The organism is Bacillus mojavensis (genome assembly GCF_012648005.1).
GTDB lineage: Bacteria > Bacillota > Bacilli > Bacillales > Bacillaceae > Bacillus > Bacillus mojavensis.
This window is the reverse complement of the sequence record NZ_CP051464.1, coordinates 294,402-311,263: the sequence shown is the minus strand read 5'-3', so window position 1 is coordinate 311,263 and position 16,862 is coordinate 294,402. Positions and strand designations below refer to the sequence as shown.

Annotated in this window: 17 protein-coding genes; 2 read left to right on the top strand and 15 right to left on the bottom strand. The window is 45.3% G+C overall.

Annotation, left to right across the window (positions count from 1 at the left end; genetic code table 11):
• Positions 1-9: 9 nt before the first annotated feature.
• The 8 genes from HC660_RS01690 to HC660_RS01655 all read right to left on the bottom strand — a co-directional run bounded on the left by HC660_RS01690 (position 10) and on the right by HC660_RS01655 (position 7,088).
• Positions 10-810 (bottom strand): HAD family hydrolase, encoded by an 801-nt coding sequence (locus tag HC660_RS01690; protein WP_168746875.1) that lies wholly within the window; start codon positions 808-810, stop codon positions 10-12.
• Entirely contained in the window at positions 807-1,916 is a 1,110-nt protein-coding gene (locus HC660_RS01685; protein ID WP_168746874.1) for a cysteine protease StiP family protein, read from the bottom strand. The genes HC660_RS01690 and HC660_RS01685 overlap by 4 nt, the downstream gene beginning before the upstream one ends.
• 6 nt (positions 1,917-1,922) lie before the next feature.
• Positions 1,923-3,233 carry a phosphoribosyltransferase family protein gene (locus HC660_RS01680; protein ID WP_168749352.1) on the bottom strand — a complete coding sequence of 437 codons (1,311 nt, stop codon included), beginning with the start codon at positions 3,231-3,233 and terminating at the stop codon, positions 1,923-1,925.
• A complete protein-coding gene (locus tag HC660_RS01675) occupies positions 3,223-4,383 on the bottom strand; it encodes an HpcH/HpaI aldolase/citrate lyase family protein (RefSeq protein ID WP_168746873.1) in 1,161 nt (386 codons plus the stop codon). Before HC660_RS01675 ends, HC660_RS01680 begins: the two co-directional genes overlap by 11 nt.
• 62 nt (positions 4,384-4,445) lie before the next feature.
• The gene (locus tag HC660_RS01670; RefSeq protein WP_010332928.1) at positions 4,446-5,219 is read right to left on the bottom strand and encodes a TerC family protein; all 774 of its coding nucleotides are present in this window, start codon (positions 5,217-5,219) and stop codon (positions 4,446-4,448) included.
• Between the two features lie 51 nt (positions 5,220-5,270).
• Positions 5,271-5,849 carry a TerD family protein gene (locus tag HC660_RS01665; RefSeq protein WP_010332927.1) on the bottom strand — a complete coding sequence of 193 codons (579 nt, stop codon included), beginning with the start codon at positions 5,847-5,849 and terminating at the stop codon, positions 5,271-5,273.
• A gap of 35 nt (positions 5,850-5,884) precedes the next feature.
• Positions 5,885-6,466 carry a TerD family protein gene (locus tag HC660_RS01660; RefSeq protein WP_010332926.1) on the bottom strand — a complete coding sequence of 194 codons (582 nt, stop codon included), beginning with the start codon at positions 6,464-6,466 and terminating at the stop codon, positions 5,885-5,887.
• A gap of 22 nt (positions 6,467-6,488) precedes the next feature.
• Positions 6,489-7,088, bottom strand: a complete 600-nt coding sequence (locus tag HC660_RS01655; RefSeq protein WP_010332925.1) for a TerD family protein — start codon at positions 7,086-7,088, stop codon at positions 6,489-6,491.
• A gap of 285 nt (positions 7,089-7,373) precedes the next feature.
• Between HC660_RS01655 and HC660_RS01650 the strand changes: the two genes are divergently transcribed.
• Positions 7,374-8,369, top strand: a complete 996-nt coding sequence (locus HC660_RS01650; protein ID WP_010332924.1) for an LLM class flavin-dependent oxidoreductase — start codon at positions 7,374-7,376, stop codon at positions 8,367-8,369.
• Positions 8,370-8,409: 40 nt separating this feature from the next.
• On the opposite strand, the gene znuB is transcribed toward HC660_RS01650, so the two are convergent.
• The 6 genes from znuB to HC660_RS01620 all read right to left on the bottom strand — a co-directional run bounded on the left by znuB (position 8,410) and on the right by HC660_RS01620 (position 14,847).
• Positions 8,410-9,252 (bottom strand): zinc ABC transporter permease ZnuB, encoded by an 843-nt coding sequence (gene znuB, locus HC660_RS01645; protein WP_010332923.1) that lies wholly within the window; start codon positions 9,250-9,252, stop codon positions 8,410-8,412.
• Positions 9,210-9,905, bottom strand: a complete 696-nt coding sequence (gene znuC, locus HC660_RS01640; RefSeq protein ID WP_010332922.1) for a zinc ABC transporter ATP-binding protein ZnuC — start codon at positions 9,903-9,905, stop codon at positions 9,210-9,212. Before znuC ends, znuB begins: the two co-directional genes overlap by 43 nt.
• 57 nt (positions 9,906-9,962) lie before the next feature.
• Entirely contained in the window at positions 9,963-10,937 is a 975-nt protein-coding gene (locus HC660_RS01635; protein WP_168746872.1) for a metal ABC transporter substrate-binding protein, read from the bottom strand.
• Positions 10,938-11,129: 192 nt separating this feature from the next.
• Entirely contained in the window at positions 11,130-12,815 is a 1,686-nt protein-coding gene (locus HC660_RS01630) for a glycoside hydrolase family 13 protein (protein ID WP_168746871.1), read from the bottom strand.
• A 24-nt stretch (positions 12,816-12,839) separates the two neighbouring features.
• Entirely contained in the window at positions 12,840-13,616 is a 777-nt protein-coding gene (locus tag HC660_RS01625; protein WP_168746870.1) for an SDR family oxidoreductase, read from the bottom strand.
• A gap of 109 nt (positions 13,617-13,725) precedes the next feature.
• Positions 13,726-14,847, bottom strand: a complete 1,122-nt coding sequence (locus tag HC660_RS01620) for a Rap family tetratricopeptide repeat protein (protein ID WP_010332918.1) — start codon at positions 14,845-14,847, stop codon at positions 13,726-13,728.
• A gap of 120 nt (positions 14,848-14,967) precedes the next feature.
• On the opposite strand from HC660_RS01620, the gene HC660_RS01615 reads away from it, so the two are divergent.
• A complete protein-coding gene (locus HC660_RS01615; protein ID WP_168746869.1) occupies positions 14,968-15,471 on the top strand; it encodes a peptidoglycan L-alanyl-D-glutamate endopeptidase CwlK in 504 nt (167 codons plus the stop codon).
• A 6-nt stretch (positions 15,472-15,477) separates the two neighbouring features.
• Here HC660_RS01615 and HC660_RS01610 read toward each other — a convergent pair whose 3' ends face one another.
• Positions 15,478-16,839 (bottom strand): YcdB/YcdC domain-containing protein, encoded by a 1,362-nt coding sequence (locus HC660_RS01610; protein WP_168746868.1) that lies wholly within the window; start codon positions 16,837-16,839, stop codon positions 15,478-15,480.
• Positions 16,840-16,862 lie beyond the last annotated feature (23 nt).

Below are 16,862 nucleotides of genomic sequence, written 5' to 3'. Positions count from 1 at the left end.
TTTTGTGTTTTATACGTGTTTTAATTTGGATATTTGCGATAAAACTAACGCTGTGATTTCTTCTCCCGCCAGCATGCCGCTTGCAGCCGTTTTGCGAAGTTTCGGATCGTGACTTAATACCTCGCCGTGCGCGGGTGCGATGCCAAAATCGGCTTCCCGGATCAGTTCAAGGTCAAGCAGAGAATCTCCAGCCGTATAGATTTCATCAAGAGAAAGCCTGGATTTCAGGTATTCGATCGCTTTCCACTTATTAAGCGGATTGGGAATAAAGTAAAGCTTTCGCCCCTGCAGGGATACTTGCCAGCCCTTATCGGCTCCCCACTTTTTCACAGCGGATATATCGATGTACGGTATTTTTTCCTCATGTAAAATGAGATACACAAAATAGTGATGGGCGATTCGGGTTCTTTTTACCGCATCTGATAACGAGAGACCTGCAATTTCCCTCAGCATGGCCTCGATCGGCAGACACGACGTCAGCTCCTCTTTCATCAGCTCGTCCCACTCTTTCAGAGGCTCGCCGTCCTTTAAGATGCACCCGCCATTTGTTGTCACCGCATATTCCGGCACAATGTCCTGCTGGAAACATAGGATTCTCTTATACTGTTCGTTTGTACGCGTGGTGACGGGAATAAAATAGTGATCCTTCTGAATCTGATTTATATGTTCTTTTACGGCTGAGGAAATATAAGAAAGCTCCCGCCCATTTAATGTTTCAATCAGCTCAATCCCGGCTTCCTTATCGGGCGTGCCGATCATGCGCCTTGAATAAATTAATGTTCTGTCTAAATCGCTGGCAAACGCGTTCATAGGCTTTTCTCCGCCGGACGAATCAGCCCGCAGCAGCTGTAAGACATGTTCTCGTATTCTTCTACAGGCACTCCCCGATCCTTTGCCAGTAAAAGAATATGTTTCAGCGTTTCTTCAGCGCCAGGCTGAATTAGTATTTTCCAAGGCACTCTGCGAAGAAGCACACGGGTCGTTTCTCCGACTCCCGGTTTGATCAGGTTCGTATTGTTGATGCCAAATTGCTCTCGGATCGTCTCAATGGAAACCAAGCCGCTCCAATCCGGTTTCATACGTGCGCGCTGCAAGCCAATCGCCAGGCGTTCTGCTTCTTTAAAAATAGACGGAAATTGCTCGGCTATCGTTTCAATATAGAATACAGAAACATCCTCTTCGCTCAGCTCACGGTAATATTTCGCCCCGTGAAAATCATCCGGCCCGATCCATTTTTCATTTAAGACCGTGCGGCTGACAAGACCCGATACTGTAGAGTTCAAGCAGGCACTCGGAATCAGAAAATCCTCCTTCGTTCCGTAGATGTCCGCGCAATCACCCGGATCGGCAAGCACCGCAATTTCTGAGGAAAGTCTCGTATTCCAGCGCTGGTTAAACTGTTGGATGGATCGGTTCAGTTCTTTTGTAATAGCGCCTTTGCCTGTCCAGCCGTCGATAAAAGCGATCTTTCCGTCTGGATGATGCTTCAGCATATACTGCAAGGCGTTTTCATCAATTCCTCTGTCCCGAATAATCGATATGCTGTAGTGCGGAACTGAGATGTGATACTTCATTTTGATGTACCGTTTGATCAATACACCGATCGGCGTGCCCGCCCTTGCCAGGCTGCACAAAACCGTATCGTTGCCGTGTTTGGCGAAAAGCTGCTCCGCCACAGCTCCGGCCGCCAACGCAACCTTCTGTTTACTGTCATCAAGCGAGGCATAAAACAGTTTCATATACTCATCTGTCGGCTTATATTCGATCGGCAGCATCTCAGAGTAATGGGTGCCGCTTTGAATCGACCGTTCCCGTTCTTCCGTGCTTTTTTCAATCGAAACGGCGGACAAATCTTTTAATAGAAAGGTGACATCCTCCTTCGGATAGCTTCCAATCCGGTCAATTATCTCTGTCAATTCAGATCACGCCTTTCCTGAAAGGGTTACAATGTGGATATGCGGCACTTCTTTTTCTTTGAATATATGAAAAATCGGCTGTAACGCCTCATCCGAAACGGTCTTTTCAAGACAGAAAAAGACTTCGTCATACGCTCCGGCGGGGAGGTTATAGATAAAATGACGAACCTCCTCATCTTCGGGATTCATAAATGAATATCCGTTTTGCACAGCATAGCCCTCTTTGGCAACAGGGTGAATCGGACTGCGGGTAGTAGAGTGATAAGAAATAGAGCCGTGAAGATGCGCTGCGATGTTCATAGGGATGTACATCAGCTCTCCCGTTCCGAGCACAAGCGTTCTTCTCCCCTTCCGATATTGTTCCACATGCTGCGCAGCTAGGCGGCAGGCCTCGTGAACGGCCTGCCTGTCACTCGCCTTTAAGCCAAATCGCCCTGTTTCTTTCACATAAAAATGCTCGTCTGCGAATGTGGCCGGCTGATAGGGTAAGGTTGCAAAGAAGCCGGACAAGTCGATGTCTGTTCTGTTTATTGCTGATTCCTGCGGCTTCGGTTTGTAATCATAGATGGACTCTGACAAAAGCTCTCCCTTAAAGGAAATGCGCCCAGACAGTAAAGCTGTTGTTGATATGGTAACCCCTAATTCCCGTTCCGCTTCAGCATAAGCTTGTTTGTGTTCCTCAGTCCGCCAATCCAATAAAGACAAAACAGCGTATTCTTTGCGGGGAAATTTCGATTGTATATCCCGAATGATATGCAATGCGGTTTTTCCTGTTGTGATTTCATCATCCACGAGAATCACCGGGCAATTGTTGTTGATCATATGAGGTTCCGCATAGCACAGCTGGTCGGTCGCATGGGAGTGCTCCTCGACAAATGTAATGGAAGGCTCGTTGTTTCGTATTTGTTCACGTGTTGTATGGACATACGACGCATTCTCAATGCAGTCATAAACCGCGTGTCCAAGTGCTGTCGCCGTTTCCGCAAACCCGATCACAAGCGGCGCCCCCTCTAGTGCCACGCGCTGCTTTTGCAATGTTCGATAAGCATTACGAAGGCCGCTGTCCGTTCCTGAAAGAAACCCGTTCAGAATGTCAGCCTTCTCCTTCAGCTCACGCCCCGTTTTTCGTTCAGCGTACTCCAAAGCAAGCAGCCCTGACGCCAAAAGTGGCTTCAGCGGATGAACTGGAATATGCTTTCCCAGCACTTTGCTGACAAATAAAAAACCCCTTTTTTTGTTTACACGCGCCGCCATTTCAAATAAGACTTGCTCCGGAATAGAAAGCGGATTGTCAGTGACCGACAGATCAACCGCCATATTGTCCAATATTTGAAGTGGTTTGCTGTTCGTTGAGCAAATCGGAGAAAGATCGGTTTTCATGATACACCCCATAGATTTCTGATTTTATTATGATGTTCTCAGCCCATTTCATATGGGGCTTCATTTCATTCATTTTGTTGGAAAAATGGCTTTTCATCACACCGATTGAACCGTTTCCGTGATGAATAATGCTTAACGCATCCATATAGTCTTCCTTTGATACAACATACAGGCTGTTTACCGCTTTAAGCTGAGACGGGTGAATGACCGTTTTCCCGTGAATCCCGTTAGCGATATCAAGCTCTGTTTCCTTCACCAAACCTTTGACATGCTCATTCAGCTCAGCAGGCTGGTGTCCTGATAGAAGGTGAGGCTTTTGCGTTGCCTGGAAATATTCCCAGACCGGTCCAGAAACAACAAACGTCCGGCCGAAATAATTGATGACATCTGCCATAAAATCAGCAATCAGGCGAATATCATAGATGGTTTGCCCCGGCTTTCTCCGGATGCCGTATAACCCGCACAAATCAGTCGCACCGATTCGCACGTTTAAAATCAAGTCCTGATATTGATGCAGTACCGCACTCAGCTCTCCGAAAGCCTCTGTCCGCGTCTCTTTTGAAAGCAAATCGGGCGTTTCTAAAATCGGCATTCCATAAATCGGCGCTCTCCTATCGCGAGAGATGTTTTTCAGCGTTTCCGCATAGTCACGGGCGTTGACTCCTGAACATTTCGGAAACACAAAACCGGTTAACAAATGGAGAAGGTGCTTTAAGCGGCCGGCCAGCTCCTGCATCTGCTTCGGAGAACGCACCCTTACAAACATGAGCGGAAGATTTTCCGGTTCTATTTTGTTTTGCTGAATTGCCTGTTCTATACGCTCAAGCTGAATGTTAAGATTATGTTCAGCCTGCTCGACTTCATGATCCCCAATCGCATCCTCTAAGCAGAACACAACGGACGTAAGGTCCTCGTATTTTTGTTCAGTAATCATAGCGCCGATGTCGTGGCGGGTTGCAGGCATATATAATAGGGCTCCCAGCGCTTGTTCAAGCCACTTTTTCGGCGCCTCTTTCGTGACCTGTTTCGGCACTTGATAAAATACATGCTCTTCTTGACGCGCTGATAAATAGTGAAAATACCGCAAACCAGTCACCCTCTTTTCTGTAACAAAAAAGGAAGGACATGAAACTCCCTCCTTGTTTTGTTTTATTCTTCTTTTGACGCAGCTGTTTGTTCGCGCACCTGCTTTTGTTTGTTGATATAGTGAATGATAAATGTTACCGCAAATGCAGCGATAATGATAATGAAGAATACAGAATGCGGCATTTCATAATGGAAAGCACTCCCTGCCATTTTCAGCGCGATAATTCCGATTAACACGAATGCTGTGTTTTCAAGCTCAGGGATTTTATCGATCAGCACAAGGAATACTTTTGCCACTGTACGCATCATTAAAATACCAAGCATACCGCCGATCAGAAGAACCCATACTTTTTCAGATACCGCAAACGCGGCCAAGATGCTGTCCACAGAAAAGGCAAGGTCCATCAGTTCAACTGAAATAACAGTTGCCCAGAAGATACCGAATGTACGGACCATCCAAGAATTTTTCTTAATACCGTCTGCTTCCTCTTCTTTTTCTCCGATCCAAAAGTGCTTAATGACGAGCCAAGCCAGGTAAAGCGCGCCAAGCACCTTGATCCACCAGAATTTAATGAGAAGCATACCGAGTCCGATGAAAATAAATCGGAAAATATATGCTCCGAATAAACCATACGTTAACGCTTTTTTACGCTGTTTTTCCGGAAGGTGTTTCACCATTACCGCAAGAACTAACGCGTTATCGGCCGATAAAAGGCCTTCCAGCACAACAAGGGAACCGATCAGACCCCAAGAAACCGGATCAGTCAGAACTTCCCCCCACATTTCCCAATCGAAAAATGAAGCATACGTAGACATGATGTGATGTAAAAATTCCAAGTTTTTTCCTCCTATTAATTCAAAACGGTGACTGCTTTATTTGTCACTCGCTTACACCTGCAAACCGTAGTTCCGGCATAATGAAGCAAGGCCGCCGGAAAAACCGCTGCCGATCGCATTGAACTTCCACTCGTTTCCGTGTCTGTACAGCTCACATACGACAACGGCTGTTTCAATGGAGAAATCTTCCCCCAAATCGAAGCGAAGAAGCTCATTCTGAGTCTCTTCATCTGCAACGCGTACAAACGCGTTTGACACTTGTCCAAAGTTTTGGCTGCGTGCTTCCGCGTCATGAATGGTAACTGTGATGCCGATTTTCTCAATGTGAGCAGGGATTTTTGAAAAATCAACGATGATCTGCTCATCATCTCCGTCGCCTTCTCCGGTGCGGTTGTCACCCGTATGGATGACACCGCCGCTCGGATGCTCAAGGTTATTATAGAAGACGAAATCGAGATCATTCACGCAGTTATCATGCGCATCCACTAAAAAGGCTGAAGCATCCAGGTCAAAATCGTGTCCGCCTGAGTACTTATTTGTATCCCAGCCTAAACCGATCACCGCTTTTGTGAGTCCCGGATTTGTTTTCGTTAAATCCACACGCTGTCCTTTTGCTAATTGAATGGCCATACTGCCTCTCTCCTTTCTGCTCTTCGTAATATGTCTTAACCGACTTGCAAGCCGTAATCTGTTGCGATGCGGGCAAGACCGCCTTGGTAGCCTGAGCCGATAGCGGAGAATTTCCATTCGCCGTTATGTCTGTAAAGCTCTCCAGCGATAATTGCCGTTTCAATAGAGAAATCTTCCGCAAGATCGTAACGAATAAGCTCTTCATTTGTTTCTTCATTGACAATGCGCACAAACGCATTTGACACTTGTCCAAAGTTTTGGCTGCGCGCTTCCGCTTCGTGAATCGTGATAACAAATGAGATTTTGTCGATATTGGCAGGTACGGCGCTGAGATTGACTTTTACATTCTCGTCATCACCCTCGCCAAGGCCTGTCAGGTTATCGCCTGAATGAACGACTGAACCGTTTCCGCCTTCAAGCTGGTTATAGAAAATAAAATCATTTTGAGATGCGCATTTTCCAGACGCATCTAAAAGAAACACACTTGAGTCAAGATCAAAGTCATGTCCGCCGTCATACTTATTCGTATCCCAGCCCAAACCGACAACAACCTTTGAAAGACCCGGATTCGTTTTTGTTAAATCTACTTTTTGTCCTTTTGCCAATGAAATTGCCATGTTTCATCCACTCCTTTTTCTTTTATACGTATCGGTTGACAATATCTTCTAATCTCGTATCGTTTGTGCCTTCGCCGACCGCCGCGAATTTCCACTCGCCGTCCTGGCGGTAGATTTCAGCCGTAATCAGGCTTGTTCTGCCGGCATAATTGTCTTTCAAATTGTATTTGAGCATTTCTTCATGATTTGATTGGTCAACAACACGGATAAAAGCATTTTGAATCATGCCGAAATCCTGTTTTCTTCTTACGCAATCATAAATATTCACAACAAATACAAGCTTATTAATGTTGGCAGGCACTTTCGCCAAATCAATTAAAATCTGCTCATCATCGCCCGCTCCGTCGCCTGTCAGGTTGTCACCTGTGTGCTTGACACTGCCGCAGCGGCTTTTCAGGTTTCCAAAATAAATGACATTTTTCTTATCAGTGAACTTGCCGTTTTCCAGCATCAGCACTGATGCGTCACAGTCAATATTTGGTCCGCCTCCGCCGAGCAGCTTTCCAAAAAAGCCGCCGCCTGATGAAACAGGGTCCCAGCCGAGACCGACCATCAATTTTGACAGGCCCGCTTTTCCTTTTGTTAAATCAATTCGCTGACCTTTTTCTAAAGAAATTGCCACACGATTCACTCCTAATCATCGAAATGTGAAGATAGTCACATTTATTTTTACGTACAAACGTAACTTGAATGCCGTAAATTATTAATATATACGTTTTTTATTATATCAAAGTTTCGTAAAAGTTTAGAATAATTGACGAAAATCCTCGAAAAAAATCTCCCATATTTGATATATCTTTAGCAAATCATATGAATGACGGATCTTAAACAAACCATTTGACGTGAGCGAGTCATTTTGCCTATTCTTGTATCACATTCTAAAAAGCAACGGAAAGGAAGCGGCCTTTTGATTCATTTAAGCATACTTGATCAGGCACCTGTTTCTAAAGGAGAAAGCCCCGTGACAGCCCTTCAGCATTCGGTTGAGCTGGCTGGACGAAGTGAAGAGTGGGGCTATAAGCGTTATTGGTTTGCCGAACACCACAGCACGAAAGGACTGGCAAGCACGGCACCTGAAATTATGATCGCACGCATCGCGGCTCACACCAACAAGATTCGTGTCGGGTCTGGCGGTGTGCTTCTGCCTCAGTACAGCCCGTTTAAGGTGGCCGAAACCTTTCGCCAGCTTGAGGCCTTGTATCCGAACCGGATTGACCTCGGCCTCGGGCGTTCGCCGGGCGGAACGACGAAAACCCGGCTCGCCTTAACCGACGGCATCAAAAAAAGCTTAACCGATTTTAACAGACAGCTTCAGGATGTCTCTTATTTTCTGACCGATTCGCTTCCCGCCGGGCATCCGTATGCCGGGATCAAAGCAGCGCCTCTTATTGATACAGTGCCGGAGCTTTGGGTGCTTGGATTGGGGGAAAACAGCGCAAGGCGAGCGGCCCATCAGGGAATCGGATATGTATTTGGACATTTTATCAACCCCGAACGAGGGGAAAGCGCGTTTCGCGTTTATCGTGAAAACTTTCAGCCATCAGCCCATTTCACATCTCCAGCCGCACTGTTTACGATCTTTGTCATTTGCGCAAAAACAGATGAAGAGGCAGAGGAGCTCGCGTTAAGCCAAGATTTGTGGCTTCTTCGCGTCGGGAAAGGCTTGGACAGCAGGGTGCCAAGCATTGAGGAAGCGAAAGCATACCACTATACCGAATCAGATAAAAACCAAATACGAGAAAACAGAAAACGCATGGTCATCGGTTCTCCAAGCACTGTAAAACAGCAGCTTCTAGAGCTGGCTGACCGCTATGAAACAAATGAAATGATGGTTCTTTGCAATGTGTTTGACTTCGAGGCGAAAAAAGAATCATATGAGCGTCTTGCAGAGTTATTTCTATAAAAAAAGCAGTTTTTCCTGAAGGAAAAACTGCTTTTTATTTTTACCTGCGCCCTTTTTTACGCTGGGTTTCTTTTTTGATAAACGTCCATATCCCTTGAACTGCAAATCCGATCAAGAGCAGAACAATTAATAGCAGGGTAATGGAAGGCCCTGGCGGTGTGCCGAGCTGATAAGACGATGTCAGCCCCATAAATACACTGAATAAGGAAATGAGGATGGCTGACATAAATACCATATTAAAGCCTTTGGCGATTCTAATGGCGAAAGCTGCCGGCAATACGAGCAGTGCCGATACGAGAAGTACACCGATAATCGGAATAATAACTGAGATCGCAAGACCAGTGACAATACTGAATGACATCGACAGAATGTTTGTATTGATTCCGGACGTTTTGGCTGTTGCTTCATCAAATGTCAGCAAGTAAAGCGGCCTTTTTAATACGATAAAATAGAGCAGGATCAACAATGTAATGATGCCGATAATATAGACCTGCTGCTGGTTAACCGTCACGAGCGACCCGAATAAGTACTGGTCAATGCTCATAGTGGCCGCGCCTTTCGAAAGGCTGATTAAAAACATCGCGAAGGACAGACCCGCCGCCATTAAAATGGCAATCGATACTTCCGAGTATGTCCGATATGCCCGCCGCATGTATTCAATTCCGACCGCGCCGACGGTCACAACGACTATGCTCGCCGCGGTAATATTGGTGCTGAGGAAAAAGCCGATGGCCACACCCGACAGTGAAATATGCGAGAGTGTGTCAGCCATTAAGGCCTGCCTTCTAAGCACAAGGTATACCCCTAGAATCGGGGCCATGATGGCGATCATGCCGCCTGCTAGAAAAGCTCGTCGCATGAATTCCAAGTCAAACATTTCCATCCGCCTTTTTCTCCTCTCTCTAATCGAATCACTTTATCTAAAAACTGCTGTACTTCATTTTGTTCATGAGTGACCATCACAACTGTGCGATTGTGATTTTTCACCAAGTGGTGCATGAATTCGTAAAACCCTTTTCTGCTGTCATAATCAACCGCTGTGGTCGGTTCGTCCAGCATTAAGAGATCGGGATTGCTGGCAAGCATTCTGGCAATACAGATTTTCTGCTTCTGGCCGCCCGACAAGTCACCGATTTTCCGATGGCGAAGCTCCCACATTTCCACCATTTTCAGGGCTTTTTCTACTTCGATATGATCTTCTTCATTCAAACGTTTAAACCATTTCCCTTTTGTGTACCGGCCGGATTGGACAAGCTCAAGCACGGTGCTCGGAAAACCTGCATTAAATGAAGAAATTTGCTGCGGGACATACCCTATAGTGAGACGTTTGCCGTCTGCATTCTTTTTACTGATTGTTACTGTGCCTTCCCACGGTTTCAGCATGCCGAGCATCACTTTTATCAGCGTTGATTTAGAAGCGCCGTTTGGTCCTGTAATGCCGACAAACTCGCCGCTTTCAATATCAAGAGATACTTTATCCAACACAGGCGTGTGGGAATAGCCAAACACGATATCTTTCAATGAGACGAGATTCATGTCAATCTTCCTTTCTCACAAAGAAATAGTGTGCACCCTCCGGCGCACACTATCTTTTTATTTATCCAATAGTGAATCTTTCAGGGCATCGAGGTTTTGTTTCATGATGTCGATGTACCCTACACCTTTATCCTGTTCTTCTTTGCTTAAGCCTTCCAGCGTATTCAGCACTTCTGTTTTCGCGCCGATTTCACTGGCTAGCGTATCTGCAACCTTGGAGGATGCAACTTCTTCAAAATATATGATTTTCACGTCATGCTCTTTGGCATACGTTTTCAGTTTTGCTAAGTCAGCTGCACTCGGCTCTTGTTCAGGAGAAAGCCCCGCAATCGGAACCTGAGTCAGGCCGTATTCTTTTGCCAAATAGCCAAAAGCTGTGTGCTGTGTGATAAATTCTTTTTTCGCCGCTTTTTTTACGGTTGTACGATATAGTTTATCAAGATCCTGCAGTTTTGCAATATATTCTTTACTATTTTTCTCATAGTATTCTTTGTTATCTGGGTCTTGCTTCACGATTTGCGCAGTAATATTTTCAACTTCCTTTTGCGCTAAAACAGGGCTGAGCCATACATGAGGGTCCATTTCATGACTGTGTTCATGCTCTTCGTGATCTCCGTGTTCGTGTTCATGCTCATGTTCGTGTTCTTCTTCAGAGCCCTCCATTAAATCAATGCCTTTGCTCGCATTTACGAAAACCGCGTGATCTTGGCCCATGCTTTTTTCGGTTGAAGGAACCCAGGTTTCCATGTATTTGCTATTATAAACGAACAAATCTGCGTCCTGAATGCTTGCAATATCCTTCGGCGTCGGCTCCCAGTCGTGCGGTTCGACTGAAGATGGAATTAATAGATCCACATCGCCCTTATCTTTCACAATTTGTTTCGTAAATTCATACATCGGGTAGAACGTCGTGACAATGTGCAGTTTATCACTCTTTGAATCCGTTGACCCTTTTGTTGATGAGTTGCCGCATGCCGCGACCAATAAGAAGCACGCTGCAATCACAAACAAACCGCTCCATTTTTTAAACATAACGAATATCCCCTCTTTTTCACAATGACTTTAAATCAAAATGATAACGATTTTGTAATCCTATATAATAATAAACCGAAGTCATTACGTTTTGCAAGATTAATTTTATGTTAACGTTATGTTTTTATTATTTCCGTTTACAGCGCAAATATATGTACTGAAAAACCCGGCAAACTGCGCCGGGTTGACTTCTTATTCTCTTTCATTCAAAAGATATACTCTGCTCTCGTAAGGCTGAAACACCATTTCATCAGCAATATCACTGTTTTTATAATTGCTGAGAAGAAGGGACGCCTGGTCCTTGCTGCAAAGCTCCGGCCAGTGGAATACAGCCTGCTCTTTTGAAAAATTATTTACCACCAAAAGCTGCTGGTTGCCATTCCCTCTAACGTATACAAACAGCTGCGGATCATCTGGGAGCAAGAGATCGTAGCTTCCTTTTATGAGATCTGCATACTGCTTTCTCAGGCTGATCACCTTTTTGTAATAGGCTAAAATGGAATCGGGGTCTGCCTCCGCTTCCTCAGCATTGACGGATGTATAGTTCGGATTGATCTTCAGCCATGGCGTACCATCCGTGAATCCGGCATTCTTCCCGCTGCTCCATTGCATCGGCGTCCGGGCATGATCCCGGCTTTTGGCCAAGATAGAAGCCATCACTTCTTCAGGATCATAGCCGTTTTCAAACACCCGTTTATGATACATATTGATCGTTTGGATATCTTTGTAGTCCTCAATTCTCATAAACGGCGCGTTTGTCATGCCGATTTCTTCTCCTTGATAAATATACGGTGTGCCTTTCATAAAATAAAGGACAGTGGCAAGCATTTTCGCGGACTCTTTGCGATATCTCCCTTCATCTCCGAAACGGGAAACAATCCGCGGCTGGTCGTGGTTGCACCAAAATAGTGTATTCCAGCCTTTATGTTCAAGCGTCTTCTGCCACTTTGATAATACGGATTTTAAATCAGATAGCTCCAGGGGCTTCAGATCCCAATGTGCTTTTCCCGGCTGCTGGTCAAGCTCCATATGCTGAAAGTGAAAAATCATATTCAGTTCATGCTTATCAGTTCCCGTATACGTCAAGCCTTCCTCCGGTGTGACAGAGCCAACCTCGCCGACCGACATGACATCGTATTGTGAAAATACTTCATCTGTCATCTCTTTTAAATAGTCATGGATACGTTCGCCGTTCGGCTGGAAGGGTTTCGGTTCTGCGCGCTGATTGACGTAGTCCTCATATGAAGGAAGGAACTCTTTCTTTGAGATCAGATGAAGCTGGTCTATGCGCAAGCCGTCGACCCCTTTATCGAGCCAAAACTTCATCATGTCATATACGGCTTGGCGAACGTCAGGATTTTCCCAGTTTAAGTCAGCTTGTTTGACGGCGTTCATGTGCAAATAATATTCGCCAGTGTGCTCCTCATATTGCCAAACCGGACGCCCGTAGTCTGACACCCAGTCCGTTGGCGGGCCGTTCTTTGTGCCGGGGCGCCATAAGTAATAGCTGCGGTACTTGCTGTTTTTGTCCAGCTCCGCTTCTTTAAACCACGGATGCTCGACTGAAGTGTGGTTTAGGACAAAATCCATGACAAGCTTTAAGCCGCGCTGATGCACCTCGTCAAGCAGATCATGAAAATCCTCCATCGTGCCGTAAGAATCCATAATCGTCTTATGGTCAGTTACATCATAACCGTAATCAACATTTGGAGAAGGATAGATGGGACATATCCAAATCACATCTGCCCCAAGCTCCTTTATGTAGTCCAGCCGAGAAATTATTCCCCGCAAATCCCCGATCCCATCTCCATTACTGTCCTGAAAACTTCTAGGATATATTTGATAAACGACTGCATCCTTCCACCAGTCTTTTTTCATCCCGCACTCCCCCTGTTTTTCTTTCTACTCGAGCTGAGACGGATAGAGTGTCATTCCGCCGTCGACAAACAGTGTTGTACCGGTCACATAACTCGCTTCTCCCGATACGAGCCAAGCCGCTGCAGCCGCCACTTCTTCCGGTTGTCCAAAGGCTCTCATCGGAATTTTTTTCAATTGCTTTTGTCTGTTTTCTTCTTTTTTCGTGTCGACGTTGGACTCTGTGGCGATGGTGCCCGGTGCTATTGCGTTGACGCGAATTCCCTTGTCTGCATAGTTAAGCGCCAGCGTTTCCGTCATCATCTTGATGCCGCCTTTAGAAGTTGAGTATTGAATATTGACTGGGCGCGGAATCTGCTGATGAACACTTGAGATATTGAGCACGTTTCCTTTGATATTGTTCTTCATCATGTGATTGAGCGCGGCTTTTGCCCCCATAAAGGTCCCTGTTACGTTTACATCAATGACTCTTTGCCAATCTTCAAGGCTCATCTCATGCGGCATGGCTTCTGCACCGTTGAAGCCTGAATTGTTCACCATTACATCAAGCGTGCCAAAGTGCTCCAAAGCGGCATCCATTAGCGACTGAATCCCTTCTTCCTTTGACACATCCGCTTCGACTACGACGGCTTTTCCTCCGTTTTGCTTAATGATGTCCACTGTTTCATTGGCTCCTGACGGGTCGCTGTGATAATTCACAACCACATTCATTTTCTCCTGTCCAAAGCGTTCCGCAATGGCTCTCCCGATTCCTTTTGAAGAGCCTGTTACGATGGCTGTTTTCCCGATTAAATCTTTATACATCAATGATTTCCTCCTCTGATTTTCCTTTGTGTACTGGAAAATACCCTGTTTTCCCGGGTTGAAAACAGCATAAAAAAAGCAGAGAACCTTTTCGGTTCTCTGCCATCACTTATTGGAAGCGCTGCTCGGCAAGTGTCTTTTTTATGTCCATCAGCCTGCGGTAAAAGAAAGCGGCGGACTCATAATTTTGCTGCTGATTGAAGCGTTCTGCCGCGTCCTGCATCAGCTCTTCTGCATCAGCGAAAAGCTGGCGGGATTCCAAAAGGTCAAAGCATTCTTCGAGCACCTTCCTGTCGCCGCTGCCAAGATAAAGCTCATGAATAAGGCGGAATTTTGTTAAGTACATGTCATCCGCCCATTCTGCCGCGCTTGTAACCCCGTGTTGATACGTCTCTATTGCTTTGTCGTATTTTCCTTCTTTACAGTAGATATGTGTCAGTGAAAATACAGCTTGAACGGTCTGCTGAAATTTGTGCTTTTCAAAAATGGCGGCGGCCTTCTTAAAATAGCCCTCCGCTTCGCTAAGATCTCCCAAGCTGTACTTACAGTGGCCTACGTTATAATGAGCCGCAGCAATCATGTATGCTTCCTCAAGCTGACTGGCATAATCCAAAGCGCTGCACAGGTGCTTGAGCGCCTTTTCGTGATGATAGACATCCGTCAAATTTCCGGCAATGATAAATTCACACTGCACGCGGCGGCGGCCGTACAGTTCGTATTTCGTATAGATATCAAGCGCCTGGCTTGCATAATTCATCGAAAAATACGTTTGTTTGATGTGATAGTACACTTCTGCGACCTTAAAAAGAAATTCAGCTTTTTCAATCTCATCTTCCACATACTCCAGCTTTTCCTCGGCGTGCTTATAATGATCAATGGCTAAAATGAAATTTTTCTGCTTAAATTCGTACATCCCTCTGAAATAGTAAAAATAATATTCTAATAAGCCCGTCAGTTTTTGCTGATTGCTTTCAATTTCATTCAGCATGTCAGAGAACGGAGGCTCGGTGTCGCTGTCTTTCACCGGCATCAGCTTGTCCAGCATGATCCGATGCCGAAATTCCATCAAAGAAAAATATAATAGTAAATCCTGATTTTCTTCCATGTCTTCTAATTCGTACTCGATCTCCTGCTTTAATGCTTCTGCTTGATCTGCTTCAAACGCACGAATGTGTTTATACCATTCGTTTAGTTTTACCGCCACTTCTTCAGATGGAATCTTTGCTCTCAATGATCTGCCTCCTTCCTCCTGCTACTATTTATGTTATATTTTATCATAGCTAGTCTCTTTTAGAGAGAGTCAATGGCTTAAAACATAACATTCAGCAACTCATGAGAAAGTGAGAACGGTATGAAATTAATAGCAAAAACATCTTTCATCTTATGCCTCCTGTTTGTGGCGGACCTTTGTTTTTCATATGTGCGGCACGCATGGCACTCTCAAACCGCTCTGCAGGACAGGCCTGTTCCTTCCGCTCTTGATCCGATTGTGAAGCAGAATGCCGACACCCTCAAGGCTGCCGCATCAAATAAAGGCATCTCGATCGTGATTACTGAAGGATTCAGATCCTTCAAGGAACAAGACGAATTATATAAGCAAGGACGCACAAAAAAAGGGAATATTGTCACCTACGCAAAAGGAGGGGAATCGTATCATAATTATGGTTTGGCGATTGATTTCGCTCTTCAGAAAAAGGATGGCAGCATCTTATGGGATATGGATTACGACGGCAATCAAAACGGGAAATCAGATTGGCTGGAGGTCGTCACCATCGCTAAAAAACTCGGATTTGAGTGGGGCGGGGATTGGGAACGGTTCAAGGATTACCCCCACTTGCAAATGATACCTGACTAGACACCCTCACAGCCTCTTCTTTTTTCTTTTATGCGCGTCAATATATGGAGGATAAATCGGCTTATACACAAGCTTATAATGCTGATGGCTGCCTGCTGAAAAATCAGGCTGCCACTCCAGCCTCACATCAAACGCAGATAAAAATGCTTCTCTCGCTTCGTCGGCTGAAACATCCGGTTTATGGTTGATTGTTTCTAATAGCTCTGGGTCTATATCCGGAGCCATAAAAGCGTCAATTTTTCCGGTTTCCGGGTTGACAATGATGCGGGCAGCACCGAACCGCAGCGGTATTCCTTTATACCAGACAGAAAAATGATTGCGGACCCTGCCTCTTTCATCGATTCGGATTGGGTTCACTCTGAAAAACTCATCTGCTCTTGGATAGAGCGCGTACAAAAACTGAAGCGCTGTCTCTTGGCATTCTTCCGTTGAGTATTGGCCGGAAACTTGATTGTCCATGAAGGAAATAGCTGCTTTTAATTTCCCTGTTTTTTTATCAGTCTTCATTTTGATTGTATTTTTATTTCTCGTTGCAAAATAGCTTCCTATGCTTAAATCCTTCCGCTCGGGTGCAGTACCTTTGCGCCAAGTGCTTCCAAGTTCATCTCCGAAGTCCCTTTCACCGACTTTTTTCATATCAGAAGTAAGTCCCAGCATTTCATATATATCGGTTTCTTCTTTTTTTTCAAGCGGCGGGAGAGGCGCCCCGTTTTCCGTTCTTTCATCCGATATGTGCTGGTCAGGCACAATTTCGTCTACATCCGCTGGATAGTTGTAACCCGGCAAAATCGGTTCATAGACGAGTCTGGGCAATTGTTCATCATCAATGACGTCATACATAAGCCGTAAAGACATTGTATTGACGTAATGAGAAATGACCTTCTCTTTCTCTACGAATTCCTTTGGGATGTCGGCTTTGTTCCCTTCTCCGTAATATAAAAAATGGACAATCTGTCCGCTGCGTGTGATATCTATTAAAAATCCTGAATTGGGGAGCGAGAGGCCCAGCTGTTTTTTTGTATAAACAAACCGGATGTGATGCCCTCGTTCTTCCTTGGCTTGAAAATGAAATTTCATAAATGTGGCCGGATGGTGGGCTGCGGCAAACTGAAGAGCTGTCAGCTTCAGCTCGGCATCTGGGAGCTTTTTGTCCTGCTCGAGGCCGGCGGCTGTTGAAAATGTGAGCAAAGCGCCGTCGCTCGCGAGTTCTACGATAATTTGCTTTTCCGGATCTTCAGGGTCCTTCCAAATGAAGTATGCATGCCCCTTCTTCTTTTGTTTTTGAGCATAATCTTCTATCTCAAGCTCATAGTGCGGCGGTACATTTCCGATCTCTTGCGCCTTCTTTTTCAGCTGTTTGTTTACCAATGAAGTCATCCTTTCAAAGAGTC

Excerpts from the sequence above, each read along its gene's own strand:
- HC660_RS01625 (WP_168746870.1), bottom strand. The coding sequence starts at position 13,616 with ATGTATAAAGATTTAATCGGGAAAACAGCCATCGTAACAGGCTCTTCA.
- znuB (WP_010332923.1), bottom strand. The coding sequence starts at position 9,252 with ATGGAAATGTTTGACTTGGAATTCATGCGACGAGCTTTTCTAGCAGGC.
- HC660_RS01660 (WP_010332926.1), bottom strand. The coding sequence starts at position 6,466 with ATGGCAATTTCATTGGCAAAAGGACAAAAAGTAGATTTAACAAAAACG.
- HC660_RS01630 (WP_168746871.1), bottom strand. The coding sequence starts at position 12,815 with ATGAAAAAAGACTGGTGGAAGGATGCAGTCGTTTATCAAATATATCCT.
- HC660_RS01665 (WP_010332927.1), bottom strand. The coding sequence starts at position 5,849 with ATGGCCATTCAATTAGCAAAAGGACAGCGTGTGGATTTAACGAAAACA.
- znuC (WP_010332922.1), bottom strand. The coding sequence starts at position 9,905 with ATGAATCTCGTCTCATTGAAAGATATCGTGTTTGGCTATTCCCACACG.
- HC660_RS01615 (WP_168746869.1), top strand. The coding sequence starts at position 14,968 with ATGAAATTAATAGCAAAAACATCTTTCATCTTATGCCTCCTGTTTGTG.
- HC660_RS01635 (WP_168746872.1), bottom strand. The coding sequence starts at position 10,937 with ATGTTTAAAAAATGGAGCGGTTTGTTTGTGATTGCAGCGTGCTTCTTA.
- HC660_RS01690 (WP_168746875.1), bottom strand. The coding sequence starts at position 810 with ATGAACGCGTTTGCCAGCGATTTAGACAGAACATTAATTTATTCAAGG.
- HC660_RS01680 (WP_168749352.1), bottom strand. The coding sequence starts at position 3,233 with ATGGCGGTTGATCTGTCGGTCACTGACAATCCGCTTTCTATTCCGGAG.